The 14393-nt window shown below is 37.7% G+C and carries 16 protein-coding genes; 15 read left to right on the top strand and 1 reads right to left on the bottom strand.

The genetic code is table 11. The annotated features are described in order from the left end of the window. Positions 1 to 212: 212 nt before the first annotated feature. The 12 genes from AC1VNJ_RS17315 to AC1VNJ_RS17260 all read left to right on the top strand — a co-directional run bounded on the left by AC1VNJ_RS17315 (position 213) and on the right by AC1VNJ_RS17260 (position 9003). Positions 213 to 743: a hypothetical protein gene (locus AC1VNJ_RS17315; RefSeq protein ID WP_028413593.1), complete on the top strand. Its 531-nt coding sequence runs from the start codon at positions 213 to 215 to the stop codon at positions 741 to 743. A gap of 10 nt (positions 744 to 753) precedes the next feature. Beyond that, entirely contained in the window at positions 754 to 1278 is a 525-nt protein-coding gene (locus AC1VNJ_RS17310; protein WP_028413592.1) for a GNAT family N-acetyltransferase, read from the top strand. Between the two features lie 26 nt (positions 1279 to 1304). After that, the gene (locus AC1VNJ_RS17305; RefSeq protein WP_028413591.1) at positions 1305 to 1571 is read left to right on the top strand and encodes a glutaredoxin family protein; all 267 of its coding nucleotides are present in this window, start codon (positions 1305 to 1307) and stop codon (positions 1569 to 1571) included. Between the two features lie 69 nt (positions 1572 to 1640). Then, on the top strand, positions 1641 to 2462 hold the full coding sequence (locus AC1VNJ_RS17300; RefSeq protein WP_482641112.1) for an amino acid ABC transporter substrate-binding protein: 822 nt from the start codon (positions 1641 to 1643) through the stop codon (positions 2460 to 2462). A gap of 74 nt (positions 2463 to 2536) precedes the next feature. Then, a complete protein-coding gene (locus AC1VNJ_RS17295) occupies positions 2537 to 3235 on the top strand; it encodes an amino acid ABC transporter permease (RefSeq protein WP_033578804.1) in 699 nt (232 codons plus the stop codon). A 27-nt stretch (positions 3236 to 3262) separates the two neighbouring features. Further along, entirely contained in the window at positions 3263 to 3973 is a 711-nt protein-coding gene (locus AC1VNJ_RS17290; protein ID WP_014460395.1) for an amino acid ABC transporter permease, read from the top strand. Continuing rightward, positions 3970 to 4743, top strand: coding sequence for an amino acid ABC transporter ATP-binding protein (locus tag AC1VNJ_RS17285; protein ID WP_028413587.1), 774 nt, complete (start codon positions 3970 to 3972; stop codon positions 4741 to 4743). Before AC1VNJ_RS17290 ends, AC1VNJ_RS17285 begins: the two co-directional genes overlap by 4 nt. A 165-nt stretch (positions 4744 to 4908) precedes the next feature. Then, positions 4909 to 5631: a riboflavin kinase gene (locus AC1VNJ_RS17280; RefSeq protein ID WP_034327933.1), complete on the top strand. Its 723-nt coding sequence runs from the start codon at positions 4909 to 4911 to the stop codon at positions 5629 to 5631. Between the two features lies 1 nt (position 5632). Continuing rightward, on the top strand, positions 5633 to 6955 hold the full coding sequence (locus tag AC1VNJ_RS17275) for an LLM class flavin-dependent oxidoreductase (RefSeq protein ID WP_108674639.1): 1323 nt from the start codon (positions 5633 to 5635) through the stop codon (positions 6953 to 6955). A 169-nt stretch (positions 6956 to 7124) separates the two neighbouring features. Beyond that, a complete protein-coding gene (locus AC1VNJ_RS17270; protein ID WP_482641111.1) occupies positions 7125 to 7628 on the top strand; it encodes a hypothetical protein in 504 nt (167 codons plus the stop codon). Positions 7629 to 7724: 96 nt separating this feature from the next. Next, positions 7725 to 8726, top strand: coding sequence for an N-acetylmuramoyl-L-alanine amidase family protein (locus AC1VNJ_RS17265; protein WP_165635950.1), 1002 nt, complete (start codon positions 7725 to 7727; stop codon positions 8724 to 8726). Positions 8727 to 8823: 97 nt separating this feature from the next. Continuing rightward, positions 8824 to 9003, top strand: a complete 180-nt coding sequence (locus AC1VNJ_RS17260) for a DUF8096 family protein (RefSeq protein ID WP_025752091.1) — start codon at positions 8824 to 8826, stop codon at positions 9001 to 9003. Between the two features lie 56 nt (positions 9004 to 9059). Here the strand turns inward: AC1VNJ_RS17260 and AC1VNJ_RS17255 are convergent, their stop codons facing one another. Then, positions 9060 to 9440: a plasmid mobilization protein gene (locus AC1VNJ_RS17255; protein ID WP_028413582.1), complete on the bottom strand. Its 381-nt coding sequence runs from the start codon at positions 9438 to 9440 to the stop codon at positions 9060 to 9062. Between the two features lie 471 nt (positions 9441 to 9911). Between AC1VNJ_RS17255 and AC1VNJ_RS17250 the strand changes: the two genes are divergently transcribed. The 3 genes from AC1VNJ_RS17250 to xylB all read left to right on the top strand — a co-directional run bounded on the left by AC1VNJ_RS17250 (position 9912) and on the right by xylB (position 14380). Continuing rightward, positions 9912 to 11771: an N-acetylmuramoyl-L-alanine amidase gene (locus AC1VNJ_RS17250; protein WP_165635951.1), complete on the top strand. Its 1860-nt coding sequence runs from the start codon at positions 9912 to 9914 to the stop codon at positions 11769 to 11771. Between the two features lie 234 nt (positions 11772 to 12005). Next, positions 12006 to 12764: a GntR family transcriptional regulator gene (locus AC1VNJ_RS17245; RefSeq protein ID WP_049164277.1), complete on the top strand. Its 759-nt coding sequence runs from the start codon at positions 12006 to 12008 to the stop codon at positions 12762 to 12764. A gap of 107 nt (positions 12765 to 12871) precedes the next feature. Next, on the top strand, positions 12872 to 14380 hold the full coding sequence (gene xylB, locus AC1VNJ_RS17240; protein ID WP_176344151.1) for a xylulokinase: 1509 nt from the start codon (positions 12872 to 12874) through the stop codon (positions 14378 to 14380). Positions 14381 to 14393 lie beyond the last annotated feature (13 nt).

Below are 14393 nucleotides of genomic sequence, written 5' to 3'. Positions count from 1 at the left end.
TTGACTTTGCCATTTTGAGGCTATATAGTTGAATCATCAAATAGAAAAGCCGATAAAACAACTTGGATAAATAAGAATTGAGTGAGTATGTTTCAAAGACACTTCACTTCATTCTCCGGTTTTATCAAAAAAACAGTTAAAGCTGATTGGTCTACCAAAGGCTCCTGAGGAAACTCTAGGAGCCTTTTTGCTGTAAAAAGGAGGGGGAAAAGGTGAGCGATGTATGTATTTTATATAACGGAAGCTCTCATAATTATCAACAAATAGCCTCAGTGAAAGATGAGCTAGAAGCTTGCTTAACCTCAAAAGGAGTGCACGCCGAAGCTATCTCGTATCATGATGTACACGCTTTGAAGCAGGAAGCGCAGAAAGAAGTAAAGGCATTTATTTCGAAAATGAACCAAGCTAAAAGCATTGTCGTTCTGTTATCGGGAGTAAATGAAACATACGTAGAATCTTTTGAACGGCTAACAAAAATATTGCCAGAAGATTTATTGTATAAAAAAATACTTCTGCCAATTCTTATTGGTGAAAATGTGAATTCTTTACTAAAAGCTAAGTATGATTTAAAACTTTTAGCGTCTTTTTTAGGTAGACCTTACTGGCTCAGCAGTCTTTTTCTACTGCATGAATACGTCTCTTTTACAGGTATTAACAATGCGAATGCCAAAAGTCGTTTAAAGGAAGCGGTGGATGAGCTGATTTACAAAGGTAATCTATCCCTTCAAACATTTATAAAATGAGGTGAAGAAAATGAGTGAATTATTTCGATTAGCTACCGTAGAAGATGCTGAAGAACTGTTGGATTTAACGCTTCGAGCATATGAGCCGATTCGAAAGCTAGGAATTAAATTTCCTGCTGCGACGGCAACGATTCAACTTGTAAAAGAAAACATTCAAAACAGCCGCTGCTACGTGCTGGAAAGTGATGAAAAAATCGTAGCTACGATTACAGCAAGAACGTATAAAGAAATAACGAACTGGCCTTTCTTATGGTGGTTTGCGGTAGATCCTTTGCTTAAAAAGAAAGGAGTAGGTTCTAAACTCTTAACGTGGGTTGAAGAAACGGTTATTAGAGATCAACTGGGGGCTCCTGCTGTTACATTAGCTACTTCTGATCGACACCCATGGCTGATTCCTATGTATGAAAGAAAAGGGTATGAACGCTTTTTTGAAGTCGATCAAGGAGAAGAAGGAAAAGGCGTATTCTTAAGGAAGATCTTACATCCCGAAAGATATGAGTTAGAAAAACACAAGGAGTTACAACAAGCTAATTAATCATTTAAAAGAAAAGAGGAGAAACCATGTCAGTAAAAATTTTATTATGGAATCGAAAAGGTTGTCATCATTGCGAAGAACTAAAAGCATATTTTCATGAAAAAGGCCATCAATATGAAAGTATCGATGTAGAAGGAAAAGATTATTTGCGAGATCTACTTGAAATTAAATACGGTATTCGTCATGTACCGGTCGTTGAAATTGGAGATAAGGGGCAGTTTAAAGGAGTTATTGAAAAAGATTATGAACAAATAGAAAAGTTGATTGAAGACTATTCACCAATCGTTAAATAGCTGCAACATCCATTTTATTAACTCGTTAAAACAATAAATTATTTTGAGACATAGTGAGGGACCAAACACATGAAAAAACTACAGCTGACAGCTATCTTTTTATCACTTCTTTTATTATTAGCCGCTTGCGGAACACCCAATAAAGAAACAGCAGCTAACGCAAGCAAAGACAAAGTGCAAAAAATTATTGTAGGAACGGGTACGCAATTTCCCAACATTTGCTTTCTTGACAATAAAGGAAATCTAACGGGGTATGACGTAGAGCTTGTTAAAGAAATAGACAAACGTCTTCCAAACTATAAGTTTGAATTCAAAACGATGGATTTTTCTAATTTACTTTTGAGCTTGGAATCCAACAAAATTGATTTAGTCGCCCATCAGATGGAAGTGAATGAAGAAAGAAAACAAAAGTTCCTGTTTAATAAAGAACCTTATAATGTCTTTCCGCTACATGTAGTTGTAAATGAAAAAAATACGTCAATTAAATCAATTAAAGATTTGAGCGGTAAAAAGGTAATTGTAGGAGCAACGAGTAACTCTGCTAACTTAATCGATAAGTACAACAAAGAACATGGAAATAAAATTGATATCGTTTATTCAGGTCAAGGATCTGATGATACAAAAACGCAGCTAAAAACAGGACGTGCGGACGCTACAATTAGTACGCCGTTTGCAGTTGACTTTGTCAATAAGCAAGCGGACGCAGAGCAAAAAGTTGTGGGACCTGCTATTTCAAATTCAAAAGTATATTTTATGCTTCGAAAAAATGAAACAGGTTTACAAAAAGATGTTGATAAAGCGCTAAAAGAAATAAAAGAAGACGGAACATTGACAAAATTAAGCAAAAAATGGCTAGGAGAAGATTATACAAAAGCAGCTGGAAATAACTAAATCACTTACTGTGACCCAAGCCTTGAACTTGGGTCCTTTCGCTACCTGTAGAGGGAAACAAAGGAGAGAAAAAGATGGGAAAAGCATTTGATATAGAGCTGATTTTCACCTCTATTCCTCAATTATTATCTTATTTGCATATTACAATTTGGATTTTGGTTGCTTCACTTTTGATTGGCAGTACCTTGGGATTGTTTATTGCCCTGCCTCGTATTTATAAAGTACCGGTGTTAAGTCAATTAGCAGCAGTTTATATTTCTTTTATGAGGGGGACGCCTATTTTAATTCAATTATTTTTAGTTTTTTACGGGGTACCTGCCCTCTTACAATTGATTCATATTGACGTTTCTAGAATGGCTCCGCTCGTATTTGTGATTATCACATATTCACTGAGCACGGCGGCGTCTTTTTCTGAAATGATGCGCGGTGCCATTAATAGTGTAGATAAAGGGCAAACTGAAGCAGCGTATAGTGTAGGAATGACCGGAAAACAAACGTTCACTCGAATTGTGCTGCCGCAAGCTCTCGTTGTAGCATTTCCTAACTTTGGAAACCTTGTGATTGGTTCCTTAAAAGATACGTCTTTAGCCTTTACCATTGGTGTCATGGATATGATGGGAAGAGGAGATACCATTATCGCAGCAACGGCTCATGCAGTTGAAGTATATATTGCACTTGCCATTATTTATTATTTGGTAGCCATTATATTAGAGAAATTTTTTATGAAATCCGAACAGAAGCTGCAAAAACACGATCAGCCTGTTCATGTATAAAACGAGCTTACTAAAAGAGGTGTAAACATGATTATTGACGTACCGTTTATATGGACAGCATTTGTAGAAATTTTGAAGGCATTACCTTTAACACTCCTTATTACCATCGGTCCATTACTAGGCGGATTGCTTATTGGTATTGCTGTTGCGGCTGTGAGAATTAATTCAGTAAAAATAATAACGCCTATTGCCAACGTATACGTATCATTTTTTCGAGGAACGCCTGCCATTCTTCATATTATGGTTATTTATCTAGGGTTCCCGCTATTGATTAATAAACTATCAAGCTACTATGGGTGGGGCTTCAATGCAAACAGCATTCCTATTGTCGTATTTGTATTAATCGCTTTGTCTTTTACAGCGGGAGCTTATATGTCAGAGATCATTCGCTCTGGTTTGTTAGCGGTAGAAAAAGGACAAATTGAGGCTGCGTATTCCATTGGAATGAATCGTTTTCAATCGATGAAACGAATTGTTTTCCCTCAGGCGTTTGCTTTATCTTTACCAAATTTATGCAATATCTTCATTGGCTTTTTGCATACGTCTTCTATCGCATTCATCGTCTCACAAAAAGAGTTAAACGGTGCAGCTAATATCGTAGCTTCAAATAATCTTAAGTTTTTAGAAGCCTATATTGCTGCTGCCCTTATTTATTGGATGCTGACGATGTTAATAGAAGGAATAACAGCGCTGCTTGAACGAAAATTAACGGTTTATAATCGAGGAGGGGTTGTATGATTACATTAACAAATATTAAAAAAACATTTGGTCAACATACAGTATTGGACGGTATTGATTTAGTTGTTAAAAAAGGGGACGTTGTGACCATTTTAGGGCCGAGTGGCTCTGGAAAGACTACGTTTTTACGCTGCATTAATTTCTTAGAAAAAGCAGATGAAGGAGAAGTTTCGATCGATCAATTTACGGTGCAGTGCCAAAAGCCAAACCGCAAAGATATTTTAACTCTTCGCCAAAAAACAACGATGGTTTTTCAGCAATACAATTTGTTTAAACACAAAACCGTTATTGAAAATATTATGGAGGGGCTAGTTATTGTTCAAAAGCTGCCAAAGGAAGAAGCAAAACAACGAAGTTTAGACGTCCTTGAAAAAGTTGGGCTTGCTGAAAAAGCAAATGCGTATCCAAGTCAGTTATCAGGAGGTCAACAGCAGCGAGTGGGTATCGCTAGAGCGCTTGCTTTAAATCCTGAAGTCATTTTATTTGATGAGCCAACGTCTGCTTTGGACCCTGAACTGGTGGGTGAAGTACTGTCTGTTATTCGTAAAATTGCTGAAGAAGGAATTACGATGATTATTGTTACGCACGAAATGAGTTTTGCCCGTGAAGTCTCTAATCACGTGGTGTTTATGGACGGAGGAAAGATTGTCGAACAAGGTCATCCTGAAGAAATATTTTTAAACCCAAAAGAAGATCGAACAAAGCAATTTTTCAAGCGTATTAACCCAACGCATTCGCCTTACTCTTATGTTTATGAAAAAACAATCTAATATTTTAATTTAAAACCCACTTGACTTATAGGAATAATAAGTATATGATAAAATCATCAAATTAAACAAACCGACTAGATCACTAGAGGTTCTTTGCACAATGTCACGCATTGTGCAAAGAACCTTTTATTTTTAACTAGACTTAAGGGAAGAAGGGTGAACGTAGTGAATAGAGGAGCATTAAAAGCTAAAACAAGCAAAAAACTTATTATAAAAGGCCTGGTTGTACCTGGACGGCAGCAAGGAAGACATTTGGGTTTTCCAACAGCTAATATAGATACTCAGCATGAGGAATTAAAAAATGGCGTGTATGGTGTCCTCGTTCATCTGCGGGGACTTGATCATATAGGAGTTATGAATGTAGGCGTTAAGCCGACATTTGGATCGGAACTATCTAAAACATTTGAGGTTCATATTTTGGATTTTAACGACGTTATTTATGGAGAGACAGTTCAATGCGACGTGATCTTTCGGGTGCGAGGAGAGAAAAAGTTCCCTTCTATTGAGTTTTTAAAGCATCAAATTAAAGCGGATACGCTGCAAGTTAAGCAAAGATTTCAACATATGGGCTATGTATCTAGTGAACATACAGCTTCCAAGCTAGGGCAAGCGAGATATTTAAATCTTCCTGATCTACAGTTTTTTAATTGGTGCCACAGTCAATTCAGAGTCAATAAAGGGATTTACAATACAATTGATCAATGGTTTTATGACGCAGGAATTGAAAATATTCACCCTAGAAGAGTTCACGTTATTGCTTTTTTGCAATTTGCACAGGAAGGAAATGAAAGAAAGACCGAAAAAGAAGGAGTCCTTCGCTTTGGAGCAGGTGGTTTGACCAATCAATTACGAGAATTTATGAATGGATATGAAAAAGGAGAATGGTAATATGACAATAAAAAGACAATTAAAGATAGGGGCTATTATTCATGGAGTGGGAGGAAACATGGGGGCATGGAGACACCCTGAAATTTTGTCAGATGCCAGCGTTAATTTCGGTTTTTACAAGCAGCAGGCTCAAAAAGCGGAAGAAGGAAAATTTGATTTAGTGTTCATTGCCGATGGGTTATATATTAATGAAAAATCGCTTCCGCATTTTTTGAATCGTTTTGAACCTCTCACTATTCTATCAGCACTTGCTTCTGTCACTTCTCATATTGGTTTAGTTGGCACTCTATCGACTTCGTATAGCGAGCCGTTTACGGTGGCTAGACAATTTGCTTCACTTGATCATATTAGCAGCGGCCGAGCAGGGTGGAATGTTGTAACATCTCCATTGGAAGGATCTGCGCTTAACTATGGAAAAGAGCACCCCACTCATGATAAACGTTATAGAATAGCTGAAGAGTTTCTAGAGGTAACGAAGGGATTATGGGATTCTTGGGAAGATGATGCATTTATTCGAAATAAAGAAACCGGACAATTTTTTGAAGAGAAAAAGCTGCATCGCTTGCACCACAAAGGGGAATTTTTTTCTGTAGAAGGTCCGTTAAACATTGGCCGCTCAGCTCAGGGGCAGCCCGTAGTGTTTCAAGCAGGCTCCTCTGAAAGCGGAAAAGATTTAGCAGCGAAAACGGCTGACGCAGTGTTTACGGGACAAGATAATTTAGAAGAAGCGAAAGCTTTTTACCAAGATGTAAAATCAAGAGCCGTAGCGCAAGGACGCAATGAAAACGAACTTTTAATTTTCCCGGGAATAGGTCCTATCATTGGCAGTACAACCGAAGAAGCCGAAAGAAAATATGAAGAACTTGCTCAATTGGTAACAATTGAACATGCGCTCAACTATTTAGGACGTTTTTTCGATCATTTTGATTTTTCACAGTTTCCATTAGATGAGGCGTTTCCTGATTTAGGGGATATCGGAAGTAATAGTTTCCGCAGTACAACTGATAAAATCAAAGAAAACGCTAAAAAACATAAGTGGACACTGCGAGAAGTGGCGCTGCGAATTGCTACACCTAAAACACAATTTATTGGGACGCCAGAGCATATCGCTAATTTGATGCAACAGTGGTTTGAAGAAAAAGGAGCTGACGGCTTTATTATTCATTCAAGCGTTCCGCATGGCTTAGATGACTTTGTTGAACACGTCGTACCGATACTGCAAGAAAGAGGCCTGTATCGTACAGAATACGAAGGGAGTACGTTAAGAAGTAACTTGCAATTGAATGTTCCTAAAAATCGTTACACACAGGTGAAAGTTAACTGAAGTGGATTAAAAGAGACTCGAAGGAGTCTCTTTTTTTAATATTTTTAATATTAAAAATATGGTAAAATTATTTTTGTAGGTTATTCGTTTCAGTTCATAAGGCCTAAAGGGTTTTGAATACCCGGAAAGGAGTCAAATGGAAAAAAGACATAAAAGTAAGAAGAAGCGTATGATCATTTCGATATCTTTATCCGTTCTTTTAGTCGGAGGAGGAGCGACAGGATGGATATTGTACCAAAACGGAAAAATTCCTTTTTTATCACAGCAAAGTATAAAGGCAAGTGCCATTAAGGTGAATCAACAAAAAGTTGATAACCTGGAAAGCAGCGATCAGCAGGCAAAAGATTTTATAGCTGAACATCATGACGTACTAAATGATTTGACGGGGTGGAGTGCCATTGAGCACCCAGACTGGCCTGCCGTACAAGAAGAAGGGGCAGCCATTAAAAATACCATTGGCACGATTGAAGTAAAAGATTCTGTTTTAAAGAAAGACTTTCAGCATATGGAGAAGCTTGCTGGACAGCTAGAGCAGACGAAAGATCAAGCACTGTTAAAAGAACTTCATCGTTATTTTCATGACTTAGATGTTGTGATCAATGAAGATGATGGATCAAATACATATTTTAATGTTACCAGCTATGGTAAATCAGTTGTAAAGACTTCTAAATGAGCTATAGCAAAAAGCTTTATACATAAAAGTAGTTTTGTATAACAAACATCTTCGCTTATTTATGCATATGCTAGGAATAAGGAGGAGACAGGTTATATGAAAAAAATTTATTTAGATGCAGGTCACGGAGGGGCAGATCTAGGGGCTGTAGCCAACGGGTTATATGAAAAAGACGTAGTGTTAGCTGTTCAACAGCACATCATCTCTTTTCTTTCTGCTCACTATCAAGGATTTTCTCTTTGTACAACGCGTACAACCGATGTGTTTCTGTCATTAAATGAACGGGCTAACAAAGCCAATGCGTGGGGGGCTGATGTATACTTATCTATTCATATAAATTCAGGTGGCGAAACGGGATATGAAGATTTTATTTATAGCAAAAATATAAATAACCAAACCATTGTGTTACGAAACGATATTCACGATCATGTGAAATTTGTTCTCGCTAAATACAATCACTCTAACCGAGGCAGGAAATTAGCTAATTATAGTGTGTTAAGGCGTTCATATATGCCGTCTGTATTAACTGAAATTGGGTTTATTGATACAGAACACGATGCAAAGCTCTTAAAAAATCCTCAATTTCTAAAAGATATGGGGGTGGCATATGCAAAAGGGATTGCGCAGTTTTTAAACGTGGAGCCTAAATCTACAAATTCTGTGGGAGATCCTGACGAGGAAGGGTTTCTAAAGCCTACTTTTTTATATAAACCTTTATGGATAAAAACAACCGAGGATACAGAGACATATAAGTATACCAATATGTCAGAGAGAACAGGTTATTTAAAAAAGAATACCCTCTTTCAAGTTTATAGTGAAACGCATGCAGCCTGGATAATTGATGGAGAACATTTTATTGAAAAAAAAGATACAATCATTGAAGGAGAAACTATCACAACTGCGGAATTAACAAAAGAGAATATGGAAACATTAAAAGTGTTTGTGACGAAAGAAAAGTTAGAAACAGCGGTAACCTTTTCTGAAGAAGGAGCTGCGGTAGCCATCTTTACACTTCACGATAAAAAAATATTGAATGTAAAAGCATTTTTAGATAGAGAAAAATGGTGGTACAAAGCTGAACGGATAAAAACATCGTGAAGAAACCTGCTTGTTTTTTTGAAGCTTTCACCCTAGTAATTTTACTTATTTTTGATAGAATATAAAGAGCTGAATCGTAAAGATGCATAAAGGTGTGATGGAAATGGAAGAACAACAAGAAGCGATTGATTTAACAAAAGTATATGTATATGAGGAGTTTCCGGATAAAGTTGCAGGCAGATGCGATAACTGTGGACATGTGAAATTTAAAAGCTTAGTAAAAGACTTTATTTTTATCCGTACATGCGCAAAGTGCGGCATGAAAAAAAGTATTTAAATCCCTACTTCTTTATAAAAAACGCTCTTTTCTAAAATGAAAAGAGCGTTTTTTCTCTATTTAACGTATAAATGATCGCTAAGCTGCTCTGAAATAGTTTCTACATCTTCTTGCACATGTTTTTGTTTTTTCATCATTTCTAACAGGATTTGTTCAAGGTTCTGTGAATGATTTTGCTTATCTTTTGGTTTATGTAAATACTTTGCGATTTGATGCATATTATTGCTTAGCCGGCTTAGCTCAGACTCAATTTTTCGCAGGTTAACTAATAGTTCCACACCTGCTTCTTTGCCGATTAAAGGCGGCTTAACTTTTCCGTCCATAATAAATTTTCGAATGAGAGACGTTCGTTTTAAATTATAGTGTTCAATAAGTTCCTCTAATTTTTCTTTTTCTTCTTCATTCAACTTAATTGCTGGAATGCTGTGTCCTCTCATAAGGTATCTCCTTTCAAGAGCAGTTCTTGCTGCGTTCAATCATATGTAAACATTCTCTTGTCTTTAATAATAGCAACCTTTTCCATGGTTAACTATGGTGAAAAGTTACTAAAATGTCGAACGTACAGTCTGTTAAAAAACTGGTAAATTAAGAAATTTGGTTTAGTAATAGTTGAATTATAGAAGTAATGTCATTATCTACAATATTGCTGCTTTATTAAAAAGGCAGCCAAAGGGATGAATATACCGCCTTTGTACTCACCATTTTTGAAAGCGCAGTTTTAAAGAAGAGAGATGGTTTTTATCGTTTTTTTCTCCTACCACATCTTTCCTCCTAGTAACTCTGTCGAATCTTCTAGACTATTGTCTCAAGGGAATAGAAAGAAAGAAGACGAAATGGTTGAGAACGAGGTAAAGTCATATTATGTCTTTATTTACCTCATTTACATACTTTACGGGGGAGGAATACGTTTGAAACTAAAAAAACGATTAAAACTAAACAAGATAGGGGCAGCCATGCTTGCGGCTGGGGTTATATGTACAGGTTATACGCCTATTCATATGCTACAAGCGCCTCTAGTCGCTCAGGCTGCAGAGAATCAGTCGGACTCTTTGGAGCTAGCATTTGCACAAGCATCTAAAGAATTTGGTGTGCCAGCTTCGCTTTTAAAAGCAATTTCCTACAACAAGTCGCGCTGGGAAAGTCATAATGGGAAACCTAGCGCAGCCGGGGGATACGGCCTCATGCATTTAACAGACATCCCTTTTTTAGAAGATGGAAAAGGAAACGGAACTGCGTCTTCACAACCAGCATATGACAAACAGCAAACGCTCTCCTTAGCTGCTAAGCTGCTTAAGTCAGATAAAGAAAGATTAAAAAATGACCCTGTGCAAAATATTCGTGGTGGCGCTGCTGTACTAGCTTTTATTGCAAAAGACAAAAATGGAAACGTACCGTCTACTGATCAGAAATGGTACGACGCAGTCGCCGCTTACAGTTCTTCTCAAGATAAAGAAAACGCTCAAGTATTTGCCGATGATGTATATGAAACGCTGGAAAAAGGGGCAGAGCGTACAACATCAGATGGACAGCATCTTAAAATTTCTCCTCAACATATAGATATGTCGATTCCTCGTGCTGAAAATTCCAATACGAATAAAGCGGATTGTCCGGGATCTTTAAAATGTGAATACATTCCTGCTTTTTACGGGAAATTCAGCGAAAGTCCTTCAGATTACGGAAACTATGATATTGCAAATCGTCAAAAATCAGATGTTCGCTATATTGTTATTCACGATACAGAAGTAAGTTATGACGGAACCATTGATTTGTTTGCTAACCCTAACAGAGCAGCTGCAAACTATGTCATACGTTCAAGTGATGGACACATTGCACAGATGATTGATAACAAAGATGTAGCATGGCATGCAGGAAACTGGTATTTTAATACGCACAGTATTGGAATCGAACATGAAGGGTTCGCCCTTGAAGGATCCACGTGGTTTACAGAAGAAATGTACCGTTCTTCAGCAAGACTCGTACGCCACCTTGCCAAAGAATATCATATTCCATTAGACCGAGCTCATATTATCGGTCATGACGAGGTACCGGGTTTGTCTCCTAAGGCTCAATCAGGTATGCATTCGGATCCCGGGCCGTTTTGGGATTGGGGGCACTATATGGATTTAGTAGGAAGCCCAGTCGAGCGCCAGCATACAAGCAAACTAGCCGTTACAATTAATCCCGTCTTTGAAAACAATCAGCCAGAGGTATCAGATGCACCAAAGCAGCCGGCCAACTTTGTGTATTTGCATCAAGCTCCTAGCAATGATTCACCGCTACTGAATGAGCCTGCAGCTTCAGGGCCAGGAACGAAACAAACGTTAGACTGGGGAAGCAAAGCTGTAACGGGCCAAACGTACGCAGTGGCTGAGACAAAAGGAGAATGGACAGCGATTTGGTACGGAGGACAAAAAGCGTGGTTTTATAATCCACATAATCAAAATACGAGTAAAGGTACGGGCATATTATTAACGCCAAAAGCAGGAAAAGAAAGCATTCAAGTGTACGGAGGAGCTTTCCCGGAAGCTTCAGCCTATCCTTCTGATATCCCGGTTAAAGACATGGTCCCACTTCAGTATACAATCTCTCCGGATCAGGTGTACGTAGGGATAGAAAAAGTAAAGAGTGACTATTACTATGCACCCACTTTTACAACAAATCCAAACGATCACAAAATGATTGTGGGAAAAGATGAATATTATCAGATTTATTTTAATCACCGCTATGCGTTTGTGAAAGCTTCGGATGTAGAGATTAAAAAACAATAGAATAGAGTGTTAAAAGAAAGGAAGAGACAGGGTGTATAATGGGTTTGTCTCTTCCTTTTAACAAAATGTTATGAAAAATTCAGAATTTTATTGACAGTATTGCCTTATAGTGATTTAATAAGATTATTCAACTGGTAATTACATCATTATGAGTTGTAAGTGTAAATAAAATTTATTTTTTAATTCATTTGTCTTACAATGGAGAAAAGAAATAAATTTTAGAAGAGGTGCATTGTGATAGACAATACAAATAAAATAGTGGTAGAAAAAAATAGACCTTTGCCTCTATACTTTCAGCTGAAAGAAGTACTTAAAGAAAAAATTGAAAAAGGAATTTATAAGCCGGATGAATTGATTCCTTCTGAACGAGAACTAATTGATACTTATGGGATAAGTAGAACACCTGTAAGGCAGGCTTTAAATGAACTAGTGGCTGAAGGTTTTTTGAGAAGAGAGCACGGTAGAGGAACCTTCGTTGCACCAAAGAAGATTGACCAAATGTTTTTGGAAAGTTTGAGTAGTTTTGGAGATGAAATGGAGCGTAAAGGACTTTCCTTTGAAACAAAAGTGTTAAATAAAGAGATTGTTGAAAAAACGTCCACTCTTCAAGAAATCTTTGGAGATAAATATCAGTTTTTTTACCGAATTGATCGACTAAGGTATATTGAGGAAGATCCATACGTCCTTGTAACGACCTATATTCCAGCATCTCTTGCATCGGGTCTGCTTGATGAAGATTTAGAGGTTCAGTCTTTGTACAAGACGCTTGAATTAAAATATGGATTTCATATCAGTCATGCTAAGCGTGTAATAGAAGCTGTTAATGCTACGAGTGAGGACGCTGGCGCTTTAAATATTCCTCCGATGTCTGCTGTTCAAATTACAAAAACAACGGCTTTTCAAAAAGATTCTCAGCCTTTTGAGTATTCTATAGGGCGTTACCGTGGAGATTTAAACAAGTTTACAGTAGAGGTAAAATACGAAAGAATATAAGAAAGCTGAACGAGTTTTTTAACTTGTTCATTTCTCTGCACTAACTGGTAATTACGTCATTACAAGATGAAAGAGTTAGTCTATGAGCTATTGAAGGAGGGATGGGTATGAGTAATGGGTATATTATTGCTCATGATATCGGAACAACGGGAAATAAAGCAACTTTATACAAGGCTGACGGAACGTTGGTTAATAGTACGCTCTATAAATATAAAACCTTCTATCCTAAAGCTGGATGGGCTGAACAAAATCCATCAGACTGGTGGGAAGCCGTTTGTGAAACAACAAAAATTTTGCTTGAGCAAAGTGGAGTGAAACGCGAAGAAATTTCTGCTGTGAGTTTCAGCGGGCAAATGCTCGGCTGCTTGCTTGTAGATCGAGATGGAACTCCTCTTGGTAATTCCATTATATGGGCAGATATGCGGGCGGCCGATCAGGCTCGGCGGTTTGAGAATGAAATAGGTATGAAAAATGTTTATGAAATCACGGGACACCGCATTAGCTCATCATATTCTGGAGCAAAGATTAAATGGGTCAAGGAAAATGAGCCGGAACGCTTTAAAAAAGCATATAAAATCTTACAAGCGAAAGATTACCTTGTGTATAAACTAACAGGTATATTTGCAACCGATTATTCAGATGCATGCGGAACTAACTGTTTTGATTTAGTAAATAAAGTATGGTCTCGTGACATTTTAAATACATGGAGAATTGAGCCGGAGCTTTTTCCAGATTTGTATGCTTCTACTGATGTAGTAGGATCAGTAACAGCTAAGGCATCAGACGAAACAGGCTTACTTCAAGGAACTCCTGTGGTAATAGGGGGAGGTGATGGAGTGTGTGCAGCTGCCGGCGTGGGCGTTATGGATGAAGGAGAAGCTTTTAATTACATTGGCTCTTCTTCATGGATTGCAACGGCATCAAACAAGCCTATTTTTGACCCTGAAATGAAAACGTATACATGGGTTCACCTTGATTCTACTAAATATTCCCCTAATGGAACAATGCAGTGCGGTGGGGGATCTATGCAATGGATCACAGAGTTACTTTATCAAAATTCCAACAAAAGCTATGAACTTATGAATAGTGAAGCCGAGCAATCGTCCCCTACGTCAAAAGGGCTAATTTATTTACCTTACTTAATGGGAGAACGCTCACCCAGATGGAATCCGGATGCTAGGGGAGCTTTTGCTGGTTTGTCCATTACTCACACAAGAGGAGACATTGCACGTTCCGTCATGGAAGGAGTGGCATATAACTTGAAAATTGTACTTGATACTTTTCAAAAAGAAGGAGCACCAATTGACCGGATGTGGGTATTAGGCGGCGGAGCAAAAAGCACTTTATGGCGTCAAATTCTAGCAGATATTTACGGGCTTGATGTGTATGTGCCTAACTATTTAGATGAAGCAACATCTATGGGGGCAGCGATGGCTGGAGCCGTTGGAGTAGGGATAGTAGATAATTTTAAAGAGGCTAAAAAATGGGTGAAGAGAGTAGGTATTCACCATCCTCAGCCAGATATTCAAGAACAGTATCAAGAGTTTTTTTCGGTATTTAATGAAACGTATGAACAGCTAAAACCAGTTTACCAAAAGCTAAAAGTTTTTAATTAAAAATAGAGGAGAT

Source organism: Priestia sp. 3CA3 (assembly GCF_056836725.1).
This window is presented reverse-complemented; position numbering and strand designations above follow the sequence as displayed.